Here is a 24,220-nt window from a genome sequence, read left to right as displayed (position 1 = left end):
GAACCCCTCCTCAGGTTCTTGTTTTCATTCTCAGCCCTGCTGGTAGAGCGCGTAGGCATCCTCGCCGCTGGCATTGTCATGAATAATGGCCATCAGCCCGCGCACCACCGCGCTGGGATTGGCATGCTGATAGATGTTCCGGCCATAGACCATGCCCACGGCCCCCTGCCGCATCAGGGCCGCCGATTTCTCGAAGACGATGCGCAGATCCTCCTTGCCGCCGCCCCGCACAAGAACAGGACACCGCGCCGCCTCCACCACGCGATGAAAATCCTCCGCCGCCGTCGTCGGGTCCGCCTTGATGATATCAGCGCCCATTTCGCGGGCAAGGCGGGTGAGCGTGACAATCTTGTCGGCATCGCCATCCACCATATAGCCGCCGCGTTCCGTGACCGGTTGCATGACAAGCGGCTCGATCATCAGGGGCATGCCGTATTTGTCGCAGTCGGCGCGGACCCGTGCGATATTCTGCACGCACTGACGGAACAGATCCGGCTCGTCGGGCAACATGAAAAGATTGACGACGACGCAGGCCGCATCCATCTGGATTGCGCCGATCAGCGGCTCGGCCTCGTTCTGCAGCACCGCCCACATGTCGCGATGGCGGATGGCATTGTACGGATTGCCCATGTCGATGCGCATGACCAGCGCCGGTTTGTCCTTGCCGGCGACATCCTGCAAAAGGTCGGCCTGACCGTAATTCATCTGGATGGCATCCGGACCTGCCGCCACCAGCGCGCGGACGACACCCGCCATGTCCTCAAGACCATTCAGGAATGACGGCTCATTGCACACGCCGTGATCGATCGCCACGTCGAGACAGCGCCCCGCGCCGAACAGCCGGTTCATCCGGACCTTAAGATTGTTGCGCATATCGTACTCCTTGTTCATTGCGTGCGGTGAGTGTGCCGAGGCCAACGCCGTGGCGCTCGACAAGAAGGGTGAGGAAGCGGTCAAGCTCTGCTTTCCGGCGGGCGGGCGACCAGCCCTTTTCGCGTGCGAGCACATCGAGCACCGCTTCCGTCATGTCGAGGGATAGCTGGCCGCTGATGGCGAGCGTGGTGCGCCGCAACAGTAGATCGTCAAGATGTTCGACCGCTTCGTTGCGGATGAGGAACGCGATTTCCCGGCTCGAATATCCGGCATTTGCCATGGCGGTGTCCGGGCCGGCCGCGATAAAACGTGCAATCGCTTCGGCATCAGTACCGTATCGCTCAAAGAGCTCTGCAATCCGTTTTGGAGCAACGCTTGTTTCGGCGCAAATCCGCGAAATCCATTGGCCGATGTCCTCCGGAAATGCCCGTCCGCCGCCTATAGGACGGGCTGTCGTTGTTACGTCCCGTGCCCGGTGCAGGCGTTCCAGCGTCATGTCGGCGGCAAGCTCACCGAAGGAGCGGAATGTCGTCCATTTGCCGCCGATCATGCACAGCACCGGCGGCACGCCATCGGATGGTTCGATGATCGTGCAGTAGTGATCGCGCGGGATGCGGCCGGTAAAATCATCCTTGCTGGCCGGGAGGGGACGCACGCCGGAGAACTGGAAGACAATGTCTTCCGGCCGGATGCGGATGCCGGGCAGGACAAAGGCCAGCGACTGCAGGATATAATCCCGCTCGTCCGGTTCGCACCGAACGCTCTCGGGATCGTCAACGCGGATATCGGTCGAGCCGACGAGAACCTTGCCGAGATAGGGAAAGAGGATGCAGATGCGCCCGTCCTCGTTCTCGTAATAGATCATATGGTCATCGAGGGCTCCGGCGAGGTCCGCATTGTCGATGATGAGATGCGATCCTTTCGTGCCGCCCATCAGCGGCACCGGCCGCTTTTCCTGCGAAAACAGACCGGCGTTGGCGATATCGATCCACCCGCCTGTCGCATTGATGATGAAGGCGGGCTCGACTGGCGTGGCCGCACCGGTGACGTGATCGTGGACGACGAAGCCGTCAGCAGACCGCCGCAGTTCGGCGTAATTCAGGGCGCAGGCGTGATCGCCCGCCGCAAGGCCATCTCTCAGCACCTCCATGCCGAGGCGTTCGGGATGCTTGACCCAGGCATCGTGATAGGTCGCGGAGCTTTTGACGGCGGGATTGAGCGCCGGCCATTTGGCCAGTGTCGCCTGCCGCCCGCGGAAGCGGTGACGCGGCATCAGAGCCCGCTTGCGGGTCAGGAAGTCATAAATGCTCAAGCCCGCCTTGACCGCAACCGCACCGCGCCGGCTTGGCCTGCGGCTCAGCCCCAGAAACCGCACGATGCCATTGGCAAGACCGGAGAAAATATCGAAGACCGGGACGGTCGTGGGCAGCGGCGCAACAAGATGCGGCGCGTTTTTCAACAGGCGGTCGCGTTCGGCCAGCGATTCCCGCACCAGGCTGAATTCACCGTTTTCAAGATAACGCAGGCCGCCATGCACCATGCGCGACAGGGCAGCGCTGGCACCGGAACAGTAGTCATGCTTCTCGACGAGCAGTACATTGACGCCCTGCAGCGCCAGCTCGCGGAAGACGCTGATACCGTTGATACCGCCGCCGACGACGCACACGTCCACCTTCGGACTTCGACGAAGTCCGTCAAATATCTCTTCACGGTTCATGATGCAGCCTGTTACCTCATGTCTGCCAGTTGCACTGCGATGGCCGCGTCAATGGCCGAGAGGTCGTCTGTGCCGAGCCGGATGGTTCCCGCCCGCGCATTGTCGAGCGCCTGATCGGGGTTGCGCGCCCCGCACAGCGCAAAGGTGATGCCCGGCTGCGCCAGCGTCCACGCAATGACGATCTGGGCGATGCTGGCTGCGTGTTTGTCAGCGACAGGCCGAATGGCATCGGCAAACTGTTTTGCTTTCAGGCGGTTGCCCACGGAAAAGCGCGGATTGTCCTTGCGCTGGTCATCGCCGGAGAAGACACGCCCGGGATCAACAGTCCCGGACAGCAAACCCAGCGCCAGCGACGAATAACTCAGCAATGAAACGTTATCTTTGCGCGTTACCGGCAGCAATTCGGCCTCAAGCTCCCGGTCGATCATGCTGAACCGTTCCTGGATCGCATCCAGCGCGCCGGTGGCGATATAGGCATTCAGCTCGGCCAGATTGACATTGCTCGCACCGATGGCGCGGATCTTGCCAGCCCCGCGCAAATCCTCCATGGCCCGCACCGTCTCCTCAATCGGCGTCGTCGGGTCCTGCCAATGGGTGATGTAGAGATCGATGTAATCGGTGCCGAGACGCCGCAGGCTTTCCTCAACCTCGTGAACAATGGCATCGCGCCCGAGATAGCGGTGCACCGGCTTGCCATCCTGATCGAAAAAGTGCGTGCCTTTGGTTGTGTGCCAGACAAGACCGCATTTCGTGGCAATGACGGCCTTGTCACGGCGCCCCTTGAGAGCCTTGCCGACGATTTCCTCCGAACGCCCAAGCCCGTAAGCGGGAGCCGTGTCGATAAGACTGACACCGGCGTCCAGCGATGCCTGGATGGCGGCAATCGATTCCTGCTCGTCGGTGCCGCCCCACATCCAGCCGCCGATGGCCCAGGTCCCCAGCCCCACGGCCGACGCCTGCACGCCGGATTTGCCGATTGCCCGCGTCAATTGCTCGTTGCTCATGCCTGTTCTCCTTCAGCGGCAATGTCCAGAATGCGCTGTCCCGTCGCCTCGTCCGTCACCAGCGTGTCCAGATGATTGCCGCGCATGATGCTGAGGATCGGCCGCGCCTTGTTCGGTCCGCTGGCAACCCCGATCTTGGTCGGAATGGAGGCGAACTCCTGCAGCGTCAGCGAGACCAGCGAACCGTTCAGGCTGTAATCGCAGACCTGTCCGCGCTCATCGAGCAAGTGGGCCAGCAGTTCGCAGCGCGCGCCGGAACGCTCGATCGCCTCGAGATCCGTGCTCGATGATGGATGCAGGTCGTAATAACTCGAGTCATCCGTGAGGATCGAGCCGATACCGACGACGGCGATTTTGGCCTCGCGCGCCCGTTTGAAGACATCGGCGACCGAGCGCATGTTGATCAGCATGGCGCGCTCGGAAGGGCTATCGGCAAACAGCGGCGCGTGAATCTGGTAGGCGCGCCCGCCGAGCCTGTCGGCCATCAGGGTCGAGACATGGTTGACATCGGTATAGTGCTTGCCCTGGACGCAGCCGGTGGCCGGGATCACCTCGACATCGAAACGGCGCGGCGCCTGCAATCCGGCAACCACGGCGCTGACACCCTTGCCGCCGGTAATGCAGATCGTATCGCCATCGGTGATCTCCTCGATCAGCAATCGCGCCGCAGCCTCGCCGACCGCCTGAAGCGCCGTCTGCGGATTGTCGGACACCGTCGGCACGACAATGGCACGGCTGATACCGCCCAGCGCCAGCAGCTGTTCCTCCATATCGACCAGCGGCTCGACCGGCGATTTGATCTTGATCTCGACGAGGCCAAGCTGGCGGCCGCGCTTGATGAGGCGGTTGACCGTCGGCTGCGAAAGCCCAAGCTGGTCGGCAATCTGCGCTTGGGTCAACCCCTCGAGAAAGTGCAGGACCAGCGCCTGGTGCATCTGCCGCGCGATAACGATTTCCTCGCGCGGCGCCGCGTGTTTCGGATTGAGTTTGATAATCGCCATGGTCAGGAGGCCTTCCGCTTGTGCAGGAAATGGTCGATGGAGACGGCCGTCAGAAGAATGCACCCCTTTATCATGTCCTGCCAGTAGACGGAGACATCGAGCAGCACCAGCGAGCTGGTGACGAGCGACAGCAGCGCTATGCCAAGGATGGCGCCAAGGATCGTGCCGGACCCGCCATTGAGCGAGGCACCGCCGATAACCGCAGCCGCAATGATGTTGAGCTCCATGCCGACGCCGAAGGTCGGTGTCGCCGCGCCAAAGCGCGACATGTAGATCACCCCGGCGAACCCCGCGAGCGTCGAGCAGAGAACCGTCACCCAGAATTTGACCTGCTTCGTGCGGATGCCTGAATAAAGCGCCGCCTTTTCATTGCTGCCGGTATAGAAAACCTTGCGCAGGGCGGTGGCGCGCCGCAGCAGGAAATCGAACAGCATGACCACCGCGAAGAAGATGAGGATGACGTAGGGTACCCCGTAAAACGAGCCCTGCCCGACCGCCTTGAATGCGGGCGGCAGGGTGAAAAGCGAAAGCGGCGTTCCCTTGGTGATGATCAGGCACAGGCCGCGCACGATCACCATGCCGGCCAGCGAGGTGATGAAGTGGTTGAGCCCCACCACCGTAACGAAGAACCCCATGACACAGCCGATAAGCCCGCTGGCCAGAATGCCGATGAGCGAGGCCGTCCACGGGTCGAGCCCGGCCAGGAACAGCGTGCCGGAAAGCACCATGGCAAAGCAGACAACCGAACCGACGGCGAGATCGATGCCGCCGACGATCAAAAGGATCGTCATGCCGACAACGACAATGCCTTCCACGGAAAAGCTCATCAGCATGGCGCGGAAGTTGCCAAGCGTCAGAAAATGCGGCGAGACAAAACTCATCGCGATGCAGAGCGCGAGAATGATGGCGATGAGACCGGCTTCGCGCATCGAGCCCAATTTCTTCCAGGATGAAACCTGCACCGTTTTTGCCGTCATCGTCTCGACCGCCATTCGTGTATCTCCCAATCGCTTTTCAGGCTGCATGTTCTGGTGCATGCGTCGCTGTATGTTTCAGTCCGGATGCGAGCCGGATAATCGCTTCTTCGCTCATTTCATCGCTGCCGAGTTCACCGGCCACCGTTCCCTCGCGGATGACAAGCACCCGGTCACACAGGCCCAATAGCTCCGGAAGCTCCGAGGAAATGACAACAATGCCGATCCCGGAGCGGGCGAGTTCGCGCAGAAGCTGATGAATCTCGGATTTCGCGCCCACATCGATGCCGCGCGTCGGCTCGTCCATCAGGATAACCTTGGGTTGGACAGCCAGTTGCTTGGCGATGGCCACCTTCTGCTGGTTGCCGCCGCTGAGCGATGACACCGGCATGTCGACATGGTTCATCCGCACGCCGAGCCGGCGCGCAAAGTCGCGGGCGAGCTGGCCTTCGGCCTTGGCATCGATCAAACCGAGATGACCGGTGACTGCCTTCAGATTGAGGACAGAGATGTTCTGGGCAATCGACAGGTCCAGGAAAACGCCCGAGCCCTTGCGGTCTTCGGAGAGATAGACAATGCCGGCCCGGACCGCATCGGCATAGGTTCGAATGGTCTGAGACGTGCCGTGCAGGGAAACCTCACCCTCGACAGCCGCACGCAAACCGCAGATGCCCTCGGCAATCTCGGTGCGCCCGGACCCGATAAGCCCGCCAATCCCGAGGATTTCGCCGCGCTTCAGATCAAACGACACGCGGCTGAAACGGCCCCCGTCGCCAAGCGCGCGAACCGACAAGATTGTCTCGCCCGAGCGCTCGGTTTCGATCTGCTTGGGCGGATAGAGCTGTGTGATCTCGCGTCCCACCATGCGCCGCACCACGTCATCGGGGGTGACATCGGCAATATCTTCGGTGGAGACATAGCGGCCGTCGCGCAGCACGGTGACCCGGTCGCACAGGCTGAAAATCTCCGCCATCCGGTGGCTGATATAGATAATGGAAATGCCATGCGCCTTCAGTTCCCGGATGATGCCGAAGAGTATCCGCGTTTCCGCTTCCGTCAGCGCCGCCGTCGGTTCGTCGAAAATCAGCACCCGGCAGTCGAGCGTGAGCGCCTTGGCAATCTCCACCAGCTGCTGGCTGGAAATCGCCAGGTCGCCGACCCTTTGCCGGACGTCAATGGGCGCCAAGCGGTCCATGACCGCCTGCGCGTCGCGTTCCAGCCTGCGGTAATTCATCAGAAACGACCGGCGACGGCTTGTCGTCGCCATGAAAATGTTTTCGGCGACGCTGGCGTCGGGACAGAGTGCGATTTCCTGATGCACCAGTCCGATGCCCAATGACTGCGCAACCGATGGCGATCCGATCTTCTGCGGTTTGCCATCGAGCAGAATCTCACCGTCATCGGGCTGAAGGACGCCGGCAAGAATGTTCATGAGCGTGGATTTTCCGGCACCGTTCTCACCGCAAAGCGCATGGACCTCGCCGCGCGCCAGAGTGAAGTCGACGCCCGTCAGCGCTTTCACCGCACCGAAATGCTTGGTGATACCGCGGATACTCAAGACCGGTTCCGATGCCATCGCGCCTTCCTCCCTCCCGTTCGCCGAGGCTATCCGGACCTTGCGGGCCCGGATAGCCGTCTGCGAAGACTACTCGTCGATGCCTTTGGTGCCGCGACGCTTGAGGTACTTGTCCCAGAAGAAGTCATCCGCATTGTCCGCTGTTACAATGGACAGGCCATTGTCGACGAACGGGATGCTCATCGGGTTGGACCCGGCGCGCTTGGCATCGTTCATGGGATCGATCAGTTCCGGATGCTTGGCGAACCAGAGCAGCATGAAACCCATATAGCCCTGCATGCCCTGATTGGGATTGATCGAGCCGAAGACCTGACCGGCCTTGATCATATCAAGGATATTGGCATTGACGTCGGCACACATGACGAGAATCTTGCCGCCGCTTTCCTTGTTGGCCTGCGCGGCGCCAATCGCCGAGTTGGCTTCCGGCATGAAGACGGCCGCCAGATTGGGATTGGCCTGGGCGATGCTCATCAGGCCCTGATACGCCTTTGTCGGGTCCTGGTTCGACGCCGCCCTGCCGACCAGCTTCATATCCGGCCACTTTTCCTTCATCCGGTCGATAAAGGCCGTGACGCGGCGGTCATGATTGTCCTGGCCCGGATTTTCCAGAACGGCATATTCGCCCTTGCCGCCCAGCTTCGTGGCGATGGCGTCGGCTGCGTAAATGCCTTCACGCTTGTTATCCGAGGTGATGAATGAAATCCGCTTGGACAGCGGCGAGTCGGCCGCGAAGGTGACGACCGCCGTGCCCTGGTCGACCGCCCGGTTGATCGGTTCGATGAAGGGATCGGAATTCATCGGATGCACCAGAATACCGGCAGGGTTCTGCGCCAGCGCCTGATCGAAACTCGCTATCTGCTTGTTGACGTCATATTCCGGCGTGCCGGTATAGGCTGTCTCGCAGCCCAGTTGCTTGCCCGCCTGCTTGAACATTTCATAGACGGGAAACCAGTATTCAACGCCCGAAACCATGACGTTCATGACGTATTTTTCACCCGGCTTGCAGCGAAACGGATTTTCCGTTTCCGCGTTCGCCGATGATGCAAAGAGTGTGGTCGCAAGGACCGCCATGGCGGTCGTGCCCAGAAAAGTGCGCAAGTGTCCTCCTCGAGGCCGAAGCCCCTCCCATTGGTGTGTGGCGCCTTGAATGGCGGCCGCTGTTCCTTATGAAGACCAGCAATCCTCCTCGAGTGCTGGCAGGGATAACTAAGCGTATGACAAAGCGACTGTCAATATAATTCATAACGTGAATTATAATTCATGTAATCCAGGATTTGCCCGGTCAGACGCGAATATGCCCGCGCCAGATAGCCCGCTGGAATGGCGCCTCCGGTTGGTGACGATTGCCACCTGGCCGCGCGGGCGAAAACAGCACCCGCCATGAAACGTTTCATCCATCTCGCGCCGAATTGACCTTTTCTCAACCTATACACGGCAAGTGAAGGCAGTGACAAAATGTGACCGGCAAGCGCTTGCCACATTCTGTCTTCGCTGATCTGATATGCTCATCATCTGCCGCGGCCAGGTTTGATGCACAAACACCAAGAGGGCCACATGGACTACAGCATATTGTTGACCGGTGTTGTTCGTATCCTTGGTCTGACGGCGCTTGTCATCCTCAGCTATTCCATCGTCATCCGCACCTTTTCCAAAGGGTGGAAAAAGGGCGCGGCTGTCGGCCTTCTTCTTGCGCTCGGCGGAATCTTGTCGATGAATGATCCGGTTGTCATCGCACCGGGGGTCATCTTTGATGGACGCACAGCATTGCTTGCCATCGCATACCCCTATGGCGGGCCTGTCGGCACAATCGTTGCCGCCCTGCTCATGGCGGGATACCGAATCTGGCTCGGCGGCGTGGGGGTGGTACCGGGACTGATTTCGATTGTCCTGATTTGCGCCATAGGGTGCGGGGTCGCGCTTATCCCCGTGCGCAAGCTTCCGATCGGGTTTATCCGTTCCGTTGTGACAGGCATGCTCGCCTCATTGTCGCTCGTCTCGATCAGCCTGTTGCCGCACGACATCATTGCAACGATCGTCGGGTTTCCCCTCTTTGCCGTCGTCATCGCCAATATTGTGAATGTCGTGATTCTCTCGGATTTTCTCGAGCGGGAAAAGTCGCGCCTGCGGATCATGCGGGCTCTGGAGCACGAAGCCTGGGTGGACCCGCTGACAAAGCTGCAGAACCGGCGCGCTTTCGATCGCGCGGCGCTTCGGGCCATGAATGACAACAAGTCCAAGGCAGCCCATTGTTCCCTGGTCATGATCGACATCGATCATTTCAAGGCCATCAACGACCGGTGGGGTCACGATACGGGTGACATGGTGCTGGCGGATGTCGCGGCCATCATCCGCAGGAATGTTCGCATCACCGACGTTGTTGTCCGTTACGGCGGCGAGGAAATCGTCCTGCTGCTGACGAATACACCGCAGAATGTAGCCAATGAACTCGCCGAGCGGGTGCGCAGCGAGATCGAGCTTGCGCGCTTTTCCACGGACCTTGAGAACGTAACCGTCACGGTCAGTGCGGGCGTTGCCAGTCTCAACGGGCAGCACACCAGCATGGAAGCATTGCTGAAAGCGGCAGACAGGGCGCTCTATCGCGCGAAAACCAGCGGACGCAATCGGGTGGAAGTCGCCTGAACAATTTTTGACATTGCGTCGTCCTTTCTGCTCATATGGCTGCAAATCAGGTTTCGATCCCAACGGCATACTTGAAGCACCAGCGCTGGAGCAACCATGGACGTGGATTTCGACGACGCATCAAAGAGAGAAGCCAAACCACAGCTGGCACCGGCCAACGGCAGCAAGTCTTCAGCACTCGGTACATTGAGCAATCTTCTGGGCCGTGCTGGCATTCGCGTCAACGGCGACGCCCCCTGGGACATCCAGATCAAGGATCCGAGAGCCGCAACCCGCATCCTGGGGCAAGGCAGTCTGGGCCTCGGCGAAAGCTACATGGACGGATGGTGGGACTGTGCGGCGCTGGATCAGTTCTTTGACCGCATATTTCGCGCCAATCTGACCGAACATGTGACGGCCAAGGACGTGTTGCAAACACTGCGGGCGCGATTGCTCAACTTGCAGAACAGCAGGCGCTCCTGGCAGGTCGGCAAAGAGCACTACGACGCCGGTAATGACCTGTTTTCCGCGATGCTTGACCGCCGCATGACCTATTCCTGCGGATACTGGAAAGACGCCAGAAATCTCGACGACGCCCAGAGTGCAAAGCTCGATCTCGTTTGCCGCAAGCTCGGTCTTCAACCGGGCATGCGCCTTCTGGATGTCGGCTGCGGCTGGGGCAGCCTGATGCAGTTTGCCGCCGAGAACTATGGCGTCTCCTGTGTGGGCTTGACCATTTCCAGAGAACAGGCGGAATTCGCGCAACAGACATTGAAGGGCCTGCCCGTCGAATTCCGCCTCGCGGATTACCGATCGTTCAATGTCGAGGGACTTGAGAAATTCGACCGGATTGCCTCGATCGGCATGTTTGAGCATGTCGGGCACAAGAACTACGCCGCTTTCTTTGACGCTTGCAGGCGCAGCCTGTCGGATGACGGATTGTTCCTGCTGCATACGATCGGGCGGAAACGCACCCGGAACATGATCGATCCGTGGTTTGACCGGTATATCTTCCCCAACGGCGAACTGCCGTCCCTGGCTGAGATTTCCACCAGCGTGGATGGCCGCTTCGTCATCGAGGACGTGCACAATTTCGGTGCCGACTACGACAGGACACTGCTGGCATGGCATGCGCGGTTCGAAGCCGCATGGCCGCAATTTGCTTCCAAATATGGCGAGCGTTTCTATCGCATGTGGCGCTACTATCTGTTGTGCATGGCCGGATGCTTTCGGGCGCGCCAGATCCAGCTTTGGCAGACGGTCCTCTCGCCCCAGGGTGTTGCCGGAGGATATCAGCGGCATTCCTGAACGAGAGCAAGGCCCGTGCGGCAGATCAGCCGCCCGTATTCGGCTTATCCTCAATAGGTGACGGTCACCGTAATCGTATCGGTGTAGGTGCCGGGCGCTGGCGTTGTCTGGACGGGAACCCGCCCGTAGACCGTGTAGGATTGCGCCGCGCCGCTACCCGAGGCTGAAACCGTATCAGTACCGATGGTCTGCCCCCACACGTTGGTTCTGTTGGTATCGGAATAGAGGGTATAGTTCACCAGCGCGCCGCCGGGCGCGGTCATCTTGCGCGAAGCAACCGTGGCACCGGTGCCGACCCCCACGTCAAGGCCGATGTTGTACGGCGTCGTGTTGGTGCACTGCACGGAAAGCGTGGTGGACACATCGTCATTTGCCGCGATCACACCCACGGCGGTGAAGGTGAGCATCGCGGTGCTCACCAGGACACAGGATGCCTGAATAGCGATCTGGACTGTAAAGGTACCGGTGGCCGTGGCGGCCAATGCCGGACTGGAAAGGCCAAGCAAAGCGGCCAGCCCGACTGTCGTGAAACTGCGTACCGAATATCCGAAACTCATTCATCCCCCCTCAAGGGTTGCTTGCCGCTGACAAGCACCTCCGATTCTCTACAAAGGACTCAGTAGTTATTCACTGCATAATACTTAATTCTTATATATTTAAAAGAACTTATCGAATGGCTACTATTCACCCTCAACGAGGCAAGATTTAATCACGTATCATTGGTAAATGAATTTACGTTAAGTATCTGGTTGCGGAATATTAACGCATCAGCCCTGTCATTCATCTATCCGATACATGGCTTTCCATGCAACATGCCGGCGCAATTGAAGGTGAACAGGTGGAACACTTCAAATGAGCGCTCCACGAGCCACGATGCCAGGGCGGCTTGCAAGATTGGCTGCTACCACTTCACGGTCAGGCCAATATTCCCCTCGAAGGCGCGCTTCCGCTCGCCGCTCACGTCAAAGGTGTAGTCCGCGGTGGCGAAAGCACTCACATTCTTGGTGAAGTTATGGACGATACCACCGCCCAATTCGAGTGACGTGCTTTCCGCCTGGGTCGTGATCGGATCGGTGCCGAACAGCACCGTATCGGTGGCCTTGAAATTGTGCCAGAGATTGGCCTTGAGGTAGGGCTGGAACAATCCGCGCGCGGTCTGGTAATTGCCTTGCAGCCTCGCACCGATGCGACCTGTGACGGCATCGTTGCTGTCGAACGAAACACCGGAGAACGCATCCTGCTGATTGTCGAGCCAGGCCCGCTGCCAGATGAGCTGCGCCTGCGGTTCAAGCAGCCAGTTGTCGGTCAGTGCGAAGGGATAGCCGCCTTCGAGCGACACGGTAATGCCGCTGCCGTCATTGTCTATGCCGGCTCCACTCACCGAGCGCGCACTGCCGCCATACCAGGTCCCCATCACAATACCATCCAGATACCAGCCGGAGGGGCCAATATGCGTCCAGTAACCGCCGACACTTGTCGCGTCGACCTTGATCTTGCCCGTACTCAAATTGTTCCAGCCAAGGGCCTGACCTTTGACATCGGAATTCATGCCGGCATAACCGAAGAAGATACCCGCAATATCCCGATGCCCGCCTTCACTCTGCCGGCGCAGGATATCGATACCCGTCTGGAATCCCCAAATTGATCCGTCAATCGAGGGTGATGCCGTGCCTGCCCAGCCCTGCTCGATGCTTTGACCGAAAACGCGTCCCCAGGCCGCCGACAGGTCGCTGCCCGGCGTGAGAACACTTTGCTCGCCGCGGCGCTCGTGGAACGTGCCCAGCGTTGCCAGCGTTGCCAGCCTGGCGGCCGGCGGAAGTGCGGAATAGGTCGCGACTTCCGGACGAAGCAGCGGCACGACGCTCACGGACACCCCGCCCCGCTCCTCAACGACCGGGGTAACCGGCGTTGCACCGGGTTCCGGCGGTTGTCCGCCCGGAACGGGCGGCTGTACAACGTTTGGCGTTGCCGGATCGGTTGGCGCAATGACAGGTCCGGTCGGCGTCGGATTGTCCGGCGTCGGCGTGGGGGTGACATATTCCGAGCGCAAGTACCAATTCTGGGTCGTGTTCGCGCTGACGCCCCCCTTGAACAGAAAATACTCGTAAGCCCCGGCTGCTGCGCGACCGCTCAGATAAAATGCACTCCCGGCCGTTGTGGCACCATTCACGGCATCGATCACTTTGATACCGTCAATCACCGTCGCAGCACCGGTCCCTCCGACATTGGTAACGGCAATGCCTGTTGTACCGGTCGCCGTTCCACCGGATAGAACGAGTTTATCCGATGCGGAGGAGTCATCGCCAAGAACGGTGTTCAGGAGAAGAGAGCCATTGTTGCCGACATAGTTGCCCACGATGGTCAGCCGGTCTCCCGCAGCACCCGAACCATTGGTCAAATCGATGACACCCGCATTGGTGACAGTGATTGCCGGTCCGCCGGCATATGGCGTGATCGATGGATTGAAGCCACCTCCGGCAAGCAGTTTCGCCCCCGACGATACGGTTACATTGCCGGTCAGGTCCTTTTGCAGAGTGAAGTTGCCTGTCTGGATGAAACTGTCGTGAAAATCTCCGGTTCCCGCCCATGTCCAGTCAGTACCCTTCATGTACATCGTCTGGAAATTGGTAAAGGCGTTGTCGATCAGCCCCGACCCCTGAAGGGTCAGCTGATTGCTGCCGCCCCCGCCATTGGCGGTTCCAATGATTTTTTAGCCTGTCTGCAGCGTGAAGTCGATATTGCCGGTGCCGCCGCTCAGGGCGAAACCATTGCCGCCGCTCAGCAATCCGGCATTCGTGATCTTGGTCGCGCCGTTGAGCGTGCGGATCGCGGGGCCCTGATCGCTGATGATTTGACCGCCAGCCAAATTCTCGATTGTCGCGTTGAAGCTCGACCCCAGCGTGTTCGAAAACACGCCGTCCGAAGGCAAGCCACCGGATGCCGCGCCACCCTGCGCGTGAATCACACCGCTGTTGGTGAGACGGGCATTGGTGCCCTGCATGTAAACCGTTGGGGCACTGTTGCCGGTTGTCGTCAATGTACCGGTATTGATGACGGTTCCGTTTTGCCCGAGAATGGAGGCTGCACGCGCATTGCTTCCGTTGGTTGTAACCGTTCCATTGTTGATAAGGGTATTGTTCGGTGATCCGCCGCCGCTCTGCCCCCAACTGGCCGTCATGCCGTAAGCGTTGGGTCCCGTTGTCGTGATCGTGCCATTGTTTGTGAGCGTATTGCCGGAGCCGTCTGCGGCCATGCCGTCATTGTATTGGTTGGTCGTGCTGATCGAACCGTTGTTGGTCAGGCTGTTGTTGCTTCCGGTGCCGACCAGACCTGCACCGCGATTGAGTCCCGTGCTGCCCGATCCCGTCAGTGATATCGCGCCGTTGTTCACGACAGTGCTGCCATCGACGACACTGACACCGGAGTTCTCGGTGGGGCTGCGGACAATATTCAACTGGGCACCACTGCCAATGTTGACCTTGACGCCGGAGCTTCCCGCTACCGCATGCACGCCCGCCGTCGCGGGATTGGGTGCCGAGGTATCGCAGGTGACCGTCTGGCCCGATACCGGCGCAAGGCTGCTGCATGCAGCCCAACCTATGGACGGACTGGCAATTGAGATGAGTGCGGTTGTGGTAAAAAGAGACAGAAATCGCGTGTGCAACACGGAAAAACGCATGGTGGCTCCCCCAGCATTCCGGTGCGAACACGCACCCAAGCAGCACAAAATGCATATTTTGTTGAAATGAGGCTAGTCAGTTCAGAGTATTTCCCTGCTTAATCCACACAGAATAAACATCGAGTGGCAAAAATAACACAATTAAGCACCGCTACTTTCAAAGAGTGTGGACTAAACGCGCGATGCCTTCTGTTGCGCGTTTATTCACTACAAGCAGGTACCCAGAAAAGGTTAACGCCGGCCTCGGAAATACACGCTTTCCAAAGGCAACCCCATGAGAATCATTGGTGCATGGGAATCAATTCTGTCGCAGTCGTCAGGCTGCCTTATGCTCAACCTCGACCGTCACATGCGACAGATCATGAATGTGGGACAGCTTTGCCCGATAGGATGATGGTGCTTTCGGATGATCGCTCACCAGCGAAACAATGGCGCCGTGATGACCCGGGCCCAGCTGCCAGACATGCAGATCCGTGATCACATCCCCTTCCCGTTCGATGGCCGAACGGATTTCTTCCGGCAGATCCTCGCTTGACGGAACATAGTCCAGCAACACGCCCCCGGCACGCCGGATGAGCCCAAACGACCAATTGGCGATGACCAGCGCACCAATGATGCCGATTGCCGGATCGAGCCAAAGCCATCCATACAGACGAGCGGTTACAAGAGCACCGATAGCCAGCACCGAAGTCAGTGCGTCAGCGAGCACGTGGATATAGGCCGCTTGAAGGTTATTGTCGTGCGCATGAGCATGAGCATGATCGTGATGATGATCATGGTCTCCATGATGCGAATGATCATCGCGCAGGAGCCAGGCGGAAAGCAGATTGACCGCAAGACCAACCACGGCAATCGATATTGCCTGGGGAAAATTGATCGGAACGGGATTTGCCAGCCTGACAAAGCTCTCCCAGGCAATCAGCAGTGCAATCAGAGCCAGAACAACCGCACTGGCAAAGGCCGCCAGATCACCGAATTTTCCGGTTCCGAACGTGAAACGCGAATTGTGCGCGTGCTTTCGCGCATAGAGATAGGCCAAGGCTGCTATCAGCATTGCCGCCGCGTGGGTTGACATGTGCCAGCCATCCGCCACCAGCGCCATTGAACCGTAGACGGTTCCGGCGGCAATTTCAGCAATCATCATGACGGTGGTCAAGGCGATAACCATCCATGTGCGCCGTTCGTTGCGCGCGTGGTTCTGGCCAAGGAATATATGGTCGTGCGAACCGGTATTCGACCGTGCCGCGTGGTGATTTTTCATTTGAGATACTTCCTTACGACATCGATGAGTTCCGCAGCGCCTTGGGCCCGTTCGACATCGGGGTCCTTGTCCGGATCGACCACATGCATGCGAATGTGATCTTCGATCAGCTCGACAACCAGGCCGTTTACAGCGCCACGGACGGATGCGACGAGATTGAGGATTTCACCGCAGGCAACTTCCGCCTCCAGCGCGCGCTCCACTGCCTCCATCTGCCCTTTCAGGCGGCGGACGCGGGCAAGGAGCTTGGCTTTCTCTTTGGTTGTGTGTGACATAATATACCCCCCTACCCTATATTATGGAAAGATGCAACATATTCTGCCCGCCCCTTGATAGGAGGCGCTGACGATCAAACGAGGGAAAGCAGATCAGATCGCGTAGGTCGCGCCGGCTATGATTGTGCCGATGACTCCCAGAAGAATGGACGCATACCAGGGCCAGCGGCGGCCGCCGGTGATAATGGCAATGGTCGCGACCGCGATCGCTATGTGCAGGAACGTCGCTGCGATTGTCAGGTGATGGTGCCGCCCTTCGTGGACGAGGCCTTCCTGCAATGCATCCTCCGATTTGACCTCGAAATCCCGCGCCGCTTTCTGGATCTCCTGGCTTTCCGCTTCATTGCGCTGTGACTGGGATGCAAAGTCGGCCGCCTTTGGTCCGCCTTGCGCCGCAGCAATATCGTACATGTTTTTCTTGAGGCTCTTGGCCTGGAAGAAATTCCAGTTATCCGTTGCCTTGTTCTGGAAGAGCACGGCCTGGGTCTTGGCCGCGGTGGCCCCGCCGCTCTCGATTGTTTCCAGACTGCCGACGCCCGCAGCGACGACTGCAAGAACCGCAATCGTTACCGCAACAATGGCGAGAAAGGCATTCTCGCTGTGCAGGGCGTGCTGGGCATGTTCCGTGTGTTCAAATGCTTCAGACGAGATTTCTTCCATCGAGATTCTCCCATTATCCTGATGCCATGGGATCGCTCGCAGTGTGTTCGAATTGTGATGAATGCGAACCGTGCATGCATCCCCTGTCCGGCGCCCCATGCCGTATGGAACTTATACCTCATTGCTGATCGATACGAGCGGAGAAACCTTGCAACGCGACTGACGACCATTAACCATTTGTTTAACATTTGATTGATTGAGGCAGCCGTTTTGGCGTTAACTCCTTGTTAAGAGTTTGTTGGGGTAGCGGCAATGTTGCGTGTGTTGAGCGTTGCGATCTGTGTGTTTCTGGGTCTTTCATCGCTGACGCATGCGGGTTCCTCGAATCCGTCCACCGCGGCCACGGCACGCTCCGTGTCCTTCGAGCGCCGCGCGGCCCTGTTCGGCGCGATCCCCGGCAGCACGAAGCCCTTGGCGGCAAGCGCTGCAGCCACCGGCGGCAAGACGAGCATTCCCTATGGCTGGGTGGATTTTTGCGGCCGGCGTCCCGCGGAGTGCAATGTCTCGCCGCTGCCGGCATCTGATGTCAAACTCACGGCCGAGACATGGAATTATCTTGAACGCATCAACCGCGAGGTGAATGCCTCCATCGAACCGATGAGCAATCTTGAGCATTGGGGCACGATGATGGATCACTGGGATTACCCGGTCGACGGCAAGGGTGACTGCAAGATTTATGCTCTCTACAAGCGCAAGCTTCTGCTCGATGCCGGATTTCCGCGGCAGGCGCTGCTCATGACCATCGTGCGCGATTTGAACGACGAAGGTCACACGATCCTGACGGTAAAGACCGACCGCGGCGATTTCGTCCTCGACAACCTGGCTGACCAGGTCCGGCCATGGGACGTCACCGGCTATAATTTCCTCAAGCGTCAGTCGCAGCAAAATCCCAACATCTGGGTATCCATCAATCTGCGTGGAGACGCATCAAGAGCCTCCACCGCAAACCTTCAGGCACGAAACTGATCTGACGCCGATCACTGCCCGTTCGATTGAAGAATGCCCTCGAGGTCATCGAGCTTTTCATTGATCAGCCAGCCATAATAGTTTTCGACCGGATATTTGCGGTTGCTGCCGCTTGCGATTGCCTGCCGCAACTCGGCGGCCCGGCGCCGTGGCTGCCCGACATTGTACAGGGTCGCCGTGATGCCGGGATTCTTCGAAATGTCGAAACCCTGCGCCGCATAGGCGTCGATGGCATCGCGCACGATTGCCGCGATGTAGACGACGCTGCGGTCGGGATCCATGACATCGCGATAAACCGCCTGAGGCTGATCGGGGGAAAGCTTTGGAAGTTTGCTGACCTGCGAGACAAGGTCCGTCACCTCCAGGGCCGCCAGCGGGCTTATCTGACCGAGGCCAAACGTCTGACCGCCGTAGAACGGCTGGAAAAACGCCCGCTGAAGTGAAATGGGTTCATAGGCCACGTCATCGACGGTCTTGCCGCGAAACCGGTCGTCCCAGACCTGATCGCGGCAATTCCACAGCTCGGCGCTGGCTGTCAGCGCGGCGCAGGCGGCAAATTCCGGCCTTTTGACAAAAGCCTGGATCGTGACGCCCTTGTACCGGAAGGAGAAGTCCGCATTGGCATAGGCCAGCGCCTTGACATAATAGGTCTGCACCTTGCCGACGGCACTGACATTGTAGGTATGCTCCCCGACCAGCGCACCGACGATGTGAATGGGATCGATGTGATAGGCGCGGGCAGCATCCTTGATCTGCGCAACCAGCTTTGTCTCGCGCGTGAGCAGCGCAATGATCTGCTTGTATTTTTCGTCATATGTCGTGTTGAACGCTTTTGCCCGGTCCGCCGATGTCTTGGGGATGGGTGGCTGCGTCTCGGAACGGTTGCCCGGCGGCACCAGCACCTCATTGGCAGCATCGGCCGGTTGCCCAAGGAAACTACCGATGCCAATGCCGATGACCAGCATTGCGGCCAAGCGAGATACCGCGGGAAAGCTCATAAAGTACGTCTCCATTCTTGACCGAAAGCATAGGGGAAGCATGCGCTCGAAATATACAGGTAGGAATGTCACGCAGGTATGATTGTGGTAAAGATTGGGTCGGCACCTGCGGCTCTTTTCCACACCTGGCGCTCTTATCATGAATCCCTGCGCTGGCGAGATGCAAGAATCATGTTTGTCCATAAAAAGACCAGGCACATTGGTAAATTCCTGCACCCGTAGTATATCCTACGCGCATGCGCATACTCCTCGTTGAAGACAATCGTGATTTGGCATCCTGGCTCGATAAGGCGCTGCGGCAGGCCCATTATGCCGTCGATACCGTCTATAACGGCGAGGATGCCGACCATGCACTGCGGGTCGCCGATTATGCCCTTGTCATTCTCGATCTGTCCCTGCCCAAAATGGACGGAATGACCGTGCTGCGACGCCTGCGCAAGAGCGGCAGTACCGTTCCGGTCATCATACTGACCGCGAATGCAAGCCTTGGCGGCCGGGTTGCGGGGCTCGACGAAGGCGCCGACGACTATCTGGCCAAACCATTCGAGATCGCCGAACTGGAGGCGCGGATCCGGGCGCAGCTCCGCCGCGGGCATAACCGGGCTAATCCCGAGATCGAGCTGGGTGAATTGCTGTTCGACGGCAGGACGCGGCAGTTCTTTCTGTCCGGCAAGCTCATGTCGCTGACACCGCGCGAGCATGCGGTGCTGGAGCACCTGATCTTCAAGGCGGGGACGACGGTCAGCAAAACTGTCCTGTGCGAAAGTGTCTTCGGTTTCAATGATTTGGCCGATGCAAATGCCATAGAGATTTATGTTCACAGGGTACGCAAGAAGCTGGAAGGCAGTTCGGTGAAAATCGCGACATTGCGCGGCATGGGCTATCTTTTGCGCCATGGCGAGTGACGGCAAGCCCCAGACGCAGTCGAAATTCCGCCGTTTGTGGAAACGGCTGAGCGAGAGCCTGCGGGTCCAGCTTCTGCTCTGGATCGTTCTTCCGCTGATCGGTGTGATCTGCGTCAATCTCGTCATCAGCTTTCAATCTGCCGAGGCCACCGCAGATCTGGTCAGCGATCAGCTGCTGCTGGCGTCCGCCCGGGTGATTGCCGAAGCCGTGACGGTGGACACCAACGGGACAGTTGCCGTGGATATTCCGCCCGCTGCGCTTGAGATGTTCGATATCGGCCATGGCGACCGGGTTTTTTACCGGGTGCTGACAGCATGGGGAACCCTGGTCTCCGGCTTCGACAACCTGCCCGAACCCAAGAAGGAACAGGTGGGCGAAGATGCGGTTTTCAGAGACTCTCCGGTACGCGTGCTGACATTGAACCACCCGGTGATCGGCCTGGCGCGGGATGCCGAAGTGTCCGTGTCGGTCGCGGTGACGCTGAATGGCGAACGGGCAATGCGGCAAAGACTCTGGCTGTCGGATTTCACCAAACAGGTGCTTCTGGTTCTCGTCGCCGGTTTTGTCGCCATTGTCGGGCTGCAGCGCGGGCTCACCCCGGTCCTGCGCCTGCGCGATGCGGTGCGCGAACAGGGACGGGAGCGGCTTGATCCGTTTTCCCCCGAAACCGTGCAGACCGAACTGCGTCCCCTGGTCCACGCCCTCAACGATTATATGGAGCGCGTACAAAGCCAGATGGCGGCACAGAGGCGGTTCGTCTCCAACGCGGCGCACCAGTTGCGCACCCCCCTGACCCTGGTCGCGACCCAGGCAAGCTTTGCCGCGCGGGAACAGGACAACGACCGCCGCAACGAGGCCTTGCAGGCTCTCCGGTCCAGCACGAAGCAGCTCGCCCGCCTCGCCAGTCAGTTGCTGACATTGTCGCGCGCCGAACCGGGCAGCCGCAGGCCGCGGCGCGACAGGGTTGATATGACCGCGGCAACACGGCAGGTCCTCGACACCTATGCCGAAACGGCCTTGCGCCGCCAGATCGACCTCGGTTTCGAGGCAAGCGAACCGGCTTTCGTCGAAGGCGACGGCCCGATGCTGTCCGAGATGATCGTCAATCTCATCGACAATGCCCTGCGCTACACGCCGGTTGGCGGCACCGTTACGGTTTCCGTTTCCAAAGGTGATGAATGGGTGCAGCTTCGTGTCGAAGACAACGGGCCGGGTATACCCGACGATGAAAGAGCGAAGGTTTTCGAGCGGTTCTACCGCATCATGGACGTGCAGCCCGAGGGTAGCGGGCTGGGCCTTGCCATCGTCAAGGAAGTCGTCGACGGCGCTGACGGTACGGTGAGTTTGGGCACATCCCCGAGCGGAGGATTGACTGTGGACATCAAGCTGCCAACAATAAAACAGGACCGGAGCGAGCCGGTCCTGTCTTGATCGCTGGCATGCTGAATTACTGCATGTCGGTGTGCTGTTGCGGGCGCCACTTTGCCAACCGGGTTTCGATCATGGTCATGATCATTTCCGCCAGCAGCGTCACAAGCATCACCAGGATGATGGCGGCATACATGCCGGCCGCATCGAATGTGCCTTTGGCAATCGAGATCAACTGACCGATGCCAAAGCGTGCGCCGACAAATTCACCAACGATCGCGCCGATGATGGCAAAGCCGAAGCTGACGTGCAGGCTGGCGAAAATCCAGCTCATCGCCGATGGTACGATCACCGTGCGCGTCACCTGCCAGTTGGACGCCCCGAGAATACGGGCATTGGCAATCATGTTGCGGTCGGCTTCGCGCACGCCCTGAAACGCGTTGGCGAACACCACGAAGAACACCATGATGAAGGCCAGCGCGACTTTGGATGCCAGTCCCAGCCCCATGATCATGATGAAGATCGGGGCAAGAACGACGCGCGGGATCGAGTTGATCGCCTTGATATAAACCGAGAAAATGTCGGAGAGGAACTGGTTGCGGCCAAGGCCGATGCCAACCAGCACGCCGGCAATGGAGCCTGCAAAAAAGCCGATCAATGCTTCTTCCATGGTGACCCACAGATTGAACCAGAGCGACCCTTCGGCGGTGCCCTCCGTGATCCATTCATACAGGCGCATGACAATGCCGCTTGGGCTGGAATAGAAAAACGGATCAATCCAAAGTCTGTTGGCTGCAAGTTCCCAGGCGCCGAGAATGCCGACCAGGATGACAAGCCGCCAGAACAGGACAGCGTGTTTGCGGCGTCGAATTGCCTTGAGAGCCGCGGCCTCTATTTCTGCATCCGAGGTTCCGGCGCGGAAAATCGGAGCGATATTTTCCAATGGGGTATCGGTCATGATGAAATTCCTCCGGTTCAGGCTGCCTGACTGGCGCGGCGATAGCTCATTTCCACTTCATCGCGCAGATCTTCCCAGATCGTGCGGCAATATTCGATGAAACGGGGCTCGTAGCGAATGTCAGCAACCACGCGCGGACGCGGGAGATTGATGGGATAGACGGATTTCACCGTTGCGGGTCCGGCAGTCAGCACATAGACCTTGTCCGCGAGGGCAACGGCCTCCTCAAGGTCGTGCGTCACAAAGATGACCGAGGCCTTGCGTTCCGCCCACAGGCGCAACAGCTCTTCATGCATCACGGTCCGGGTCTGCACGTCCAGCGCCGAGAACGGCTCGTCCATCAACAGAATTTCAGGTTCATTGATGAAAGTCTGGGCCAGGGACACGCGTTTGCGCATGCCGCCCGAAAGCTGGTGCGGATAGTGCTGCTCGAAGCGGGACAGCCCGACACGGGCGAGCCAGTCCCTGGCGCTACGGGTGGCTTCCGCATGGGATTTTCCCCGGAAGAGCGGGCCCGCCATGACATTGTCAATGACATTGCGCCACGGGAACAGCGCGTCGGTCTGAAACACGAAGCCGACTCTCGGATCGATACCATTGACCGGGCCGCCCATGAGGCGCACTTCGCCGGCGCTTGGCCGGGCAAGTCCGGTGACGAGATTGAGTGTTGTGGACTTGCCGCAACCTGTCGGTCCGACAACGGCGACGAACTCGCCGGGTTCGACCACCATGTTGAAATCGCGCAAGGCAGTCAGCGACTTGCCGGTCGGTGAAACGAAGCGACGGCTGACATTGATCAATTCAATGGCAGGGGTCTGGGATGCATTGTCTTTCATGGCAAATACCTGGGGCGTGCTGAATAACGGGCGTGCACGCAATGCCCGATACCAAGGGATCGCTTCCAGCCGCTGGCGGCCGGAAGCGATAGGCTCGGAAAGGTTATTTGGCAGCTTTCACGAATTCAGACGTGAAGGTCTTGGAAAGATCGATCTGCTTGCCTTTGACGTTCTTGGAAAAGCTCGACAGAACGTTCAGTACGGTCTGCGGACCGTCCGCTGGCATCACGCCGTCTGCGGTGAACATGCCCTTGCCGTCGGCAAGCGCCTTTACATAGCCTTCCTTGTCGCCGACGTAGAAATCCTTCGGCATCTTGTCGGCAATGTCATCCGCACTGTGGGTGTTGATGTACTTCAAGGTCTTGACGAAGGCATTGGCCAGCTTCTGCGTCGTTTCCTTGTGTGCATCGACCCACGATGTTTCCATATAGAGCGATGCGGCGGGATAGGTTCCGCCGAGAGCGGCCCGCGTGCTTTCAATCGTGCGCATGTCGATCAGGACGCTTGCTTCCTTGGTCTTGAGCATGCGCGAGATTGTCGGCTCGGTTGTCATGCCGGCCTGGATCTTGTCTTGCTGCATGGCGGCAATGAATGTCGCTCCGGCACCGACAGGCACGGATGTAAACTCTCCGGGCTGCAAGCCGCTCTTGAAAGCCAGATACTGCGTGAGGAAATTGGTGGAGGAGCCAAGCCCGGTGACGCCGAGGCTCATGCCCTTGAAGTCAGCCGCAGACTTGATCTCGGGGTGTTTCGTCGAAACCAGTTCGACTTCGCCCGGTGCCTGGCTGAACTGAACGATCGATTCAACAAGCTTGCCCTTGGCCTGCAGGTCGATGCAGTGATCGTAGAAACCGACAACGCCCTGGACGGCGCCTGCCAGCAGCTGGTTTTCGGCATCGACACCGGCCGGTTCGTTGAGCAATTCAACATCCAGGCCTTCGTCCTTGAAATAGCCGAGCGCTTCGGCAAGCTTTGCAGGCAAATAAATGTGCTTTTCATAGCCGCCCACCATGATGGTGATCTTGTCATCGGCATGAGCGGCGGATCCGGCACCGAATGTGCTGGCGGCCATCAAAACGGCAAAAGAAGCCGTGTGAAAAAAAGAGCGTGAAAGTGCCATTGTTCCGTCCTCGATTTGTTTCCCGCACCCTCAATTCTTTGTCACACCGTGGGTGTGTTCTTATGGATGCAGGGGTACTATAGACGACGCAACCTTTCAGTTAGCTTTCAGCGGCGAAAAG

Annotated in this window: 21 protein-coding genes and 1 pseudogene; 5 read left to right on the top strand and 17 right to left on the bottom strand. The window is 59.0% G+C overall.

Annotated features, from left to right (window positions below; all coding sequences use genetic code 11):
- Nucleotides 1-30: 30 nt before the first annotated feature.
- The 7 genes and pseudogenes from RDL77_RS06735 to RDL77_RS06705 form a co-directional block, all read right to left on the bottom strand.
- Nucleotides 31-873, bottom strand: coding sequence for a class I fructose-bisphosphate aldolase (locus tag RDL77_RS06735; protein WP_223614916.1), 843 nt, complete (start codon nucleotides 871-873; stop codon nucleotides 31-33).
- Nucleotides 846-2,590, bottom strand: a pseudogene (locus tag RDL77_RS06730) (glycerol-3-phosphate dehydrogenase/oxidase). The gene RDL77_RS06735 and the pseudogene RDL77_RS06730 overlap by 28 nt, the downstream one beginning before the upstream one ends.
- Nucleotides 2,591-2,601: 11 nt before the next feature.
- Entirely contained in the window at nucleotides 2,602-3,594 is a 993-nt protein-coding gene (locus RDL77_RS06725) for an aldo/keto reductase (RefSeq protein WP_288192262.1), read from the bottom strand.
- Entirely contained in the window at nucleotides 3,591-4,595 is a 1,005-nt protein-coding gene (locus RDL77_RS06720; protein ID WP_288192261.1) for a sugar-binding transcriptional regulator, read from the bottom strand. The genes RDL77_RS06725 and RDL77_RS06720 overlap by 4 nt, the downstream gene beginning before the upstream one ends.
- A gap of 2 nt (nucleotides 4,596-4,597) precedes the next feature.
- Nucleotides 4,598-5,587 (bottom strand): ABC transporter permease, encoded by a 990-nt coding sequence (locus RDL77_RS06715; protein WP_223614913.1) that lies wholly within the window; start codon nucleotides 5,585-5,587, stop codon nucleotides 4,598-4,600.
- 22 nt (nucleotides 5,588-5,609) lie between these two features.
- A complete protein-coding gene (locus tag RDL77_RS06710) occupies nucleotides 5,610-7,145 on the bottom strand; it encodes a sugar ABC transporter ATP-binding protein (RefSeq protein ID WP_288192260.1) in 1,536 nt (511 codons plus the stop codon).
- A gap of 69 nt (nucleotides 7,146-7,214) precedes the next feature.
- Entirely contained in the window at nucleotides 7,215-8,243 is a 1,029-nt protein-coding gene (locus RDL77_RS06705; RefSeq protein WP_223614911.1) for a substrate-binding domain-containing protein, read from the bottom strand.
- Nucleotides 8,244-8,699: 456 nt separating this feature from the next.
- Between RDL77_RS06705 and RDL77_RS06700 the strand changes: the two genes are divergently transcribed.
- Both RDL77_RS06700 and cfa read left to right on the top strand, forming a co-directional pair.
- The gene (locus RDL77_RS06700; RefSeq protein WP_288192259.1) at nucleotides 8,700-9,785 is read left to right on the top strand and encodes a diguanylate cyclase; all 1,086 of its coding nucleotides are present in this window, start codon (nucleotides 8,700-8,702) and stop codon (nucleotides 9,783-9,785) included.
- 96 nt (nucleotides 9,786-9,881) lie between these two features.
- Nucleotides 9,882-11,072, top strand: coding sequence for a cyclopropane fatty acyl phospholipid synthase (cfa, locus tag RDL77_RS06695; RefSeq protein ID WP_288192258.1), 1,191 nt, complete (start codon nucleotides 9,882-9,884; stop codon nucleotides 11,070-11,072).
- A 50-nt stretch (nucleotides 11,073-11,122) separates the two neighbouring features.
- Here the strand turns inward: cfa and RDL77_RS06690 are convergent, their stop codons facing one another.
- The 6 genes from RDL77_RS06690 to RDL77_RS06665 all read right to left on the bottom strand — a co-directional run bounded on the left by RDL77_RS06690 (nucleotide 11,123) and on the right by RDL77_RS06665 (nucleotide 16,947).
- Complete coding sequence (locus RDL77_RS06690) at nucleotides 11,123-11,629, bottom strand: spore coat U domain-containing protein (protein WP_288192257.1); 507 nt, start codon at nucleotides 11,627-11,629, stop codon at nucleotides 11,123-11,125.
- A gap of 344 nt (nucleotides 11,630-11,973) precedes the next feature.
- On the bottom strand, nucleotides 11,974-13,680 hold the full coding sequence (locus tag RDL77_RS06685; RefSeq protein ID WP_288192256.1) for an autotransporter outer membrane beta-barrel domain-containing protein: 1,707 nt from the start codon (nucleotides 13,678-13,680) through the stop codon (nucleotides 11,974-11,976).
- A gap of 102 nt (nucleotides 13,681-13,782) precedes the next feature.
- On the bottom strand, nucleotides 13,783-14,751 hold the full coding sequence (locus tag RDL77_RS06680; RefSeq protein WP_288192255.1) for a hypothetical protein: 969 nt from the start codon (nucleotides 14,749-14,751) through the stop codon (nucleotides 13,783-13,785).
- Between the two features lie 316 nt (nucleotides 14,752-15,067).
- Complete coding sequence (gene dmeF, locus RDL77_RS06675) at nucleotides 15,068-16,012, bottom strand: CDF family Co(II)/Ni(II) efflux transporter DmeF (RefSeq protein WP_288192254.1); 945 nt, start codon at nucleotides 16,010-16,012, stop codon at nucleotides 15,068-15,070.
- Nucleotides 16,009-16,287 carry a metal/formaldehyde-sensitive transcriptional repressor gene (locus RDL77_RS06670; protein ID WP_223614905.1) on the bottom strand — a complete coding sequence of 93 codons (279 nt, stop codon included), beginning with the start codon at nucleotides 16,285-16,287 and terminating at the stop codon, nucleotides 16,009-16,011. Before RDL77_RS06670 ends, dmeF begins: the two co-directional genes overlap by 4 nt.
- Nucleotides 16,288-16,380: 93 nt before the next feature.
- Entirely contained in the window at nucleotides 16,381-16,947 is a 567-nt protein-coding gene (locus RDL77_RS06665; protein ID WP_288192253.1) for a DUF4337 family protein, read from the bottom strand.
- Between the two features lie 252 nt (nucleotides 16,948-17,199).
- On the opposite strand from RDL77_RS06665, the gene RDL77_RS06660 reads away from it, so the two are divergent.
- Complete coding sequence (locus RDL77_RS06660) at nucleotides 17,200-17,913, top strand: transglutaminase-like cysteine peptidase (protein ID WP_288192252.1); 714 nt, start codon at nucleotides 17,200-17,202, stop codon at nucleotides 17,911-17,913.
- Between the two features lie 11 nt (nucleotides 17,914-17,924).
- Here the strand turns inward: RDL77_RS06660 and RDL77_RS06655 are convergent, their stop codons facing one another.
- Nucleotides 17,925-18,911: a DUF1402 family protein gene (locus RDL77_RS06655; RefSeq protein ID WP_288192251.1), complete on the bottom strand. Its 987-nt coding sequence runs from the start codon at nucleotides 18,909-18,911 to the stop codon at nucleotides 17,925-17,927.
- Nucleotides 18,912-19,147: 236 nt separating this feature from the next.
- Here RDL77_RS06655 and RDL77_RS06650 point away from each other — a divergent pair, with 236 nt between their 5' ends.
- Together RDL77_RS06650 and RDL77_RS06645 are read left to right on the top strand one after the other, a co-directional pair.
- A complete protein-coding gene (locus RDL77_RS06650; protein WP_105733521.1) occupies nucleotides 19,148-19,816 on the top strand; it encodes a response regulator in 669 nt (222 codons plus the stop codon).
- Nucleotides 19,806-21,248 (top strand): sensor histidine kinase, encoded by a 1,443-nt coding sequence (locus tag RDL77_RS06645; protein ID WP_223614901.1) that lies wholly within the window; start codon nucleotides 19,806-19,808, stop codon nucleotides 21,246-21,248. The genes RDL77_RS06650 and RDL77_RS06645 overlap by 11 nt, the downstream gene beginning before the upstream one ends.
- Before the next feature lie 16 nt (nucleotides 21,249-21,264).
- Here RDL77_RS06645 and RDL77_RS06640 read toward each other — a convergent pair whose 3' ends face one another.
- The 3 genes from RDL77_RS06640 to RDL77_RS06630 form a co-directional block, all read right to left on the bottom strand.
- Complete coding sequence (locus RDL77_RS06640; protein ID WP_223614900.1) at nucleotides 21,265-22,143, bottom strand: ABC transporter permease; 879 nt, start codon at nucleotides 22,141-22,143, stop codon at nucleotides 21,265-21,267.
- Between the two features lie 17 nt (nucleotides 22,144-22,160).
- The gene (locus RDL77_RS06635; RefSeq protein WP_223614899.1) at nucleotides 22,161-22,979 is read right to left on the bottom strand and encodes an ABC transporter ATP-binding protein; all 819 of its coding nucleotides are present in this window, start codon (nucleotides 22,977-22,979) and stop codon (nucleotides 22,161-22,163) included.
- Nucleotides 22,980-23,082: 103 nt separating this feature from the next.
- A complete protein-coding gene (locus RDL77_RS06630; protein WP_223614898.1) occupies nucleotides 23,083-24,099 on the bottom strand; it encodes an ABC transporter substrate-binding protein in 1,017 nt (338 codons plus the stop codon).
- Nucleotides 24,100-24,220 lie beyond the last annotated feature (121 nt).

It is taken from the genome of uncultured Phyllobacterium sp. (assembly GCF_902479695.1).
Taxonomy (GTDB): Bacteria; Pseudomonadota; Alphaproteobacteria; order Rhizobiales; family Rhizobiaceae; genus Phyllobacterium; species Phyllobacterium calauticae.
This window is presented reverse-complemented; position numbering and strand designations above follow the sequence as displayed.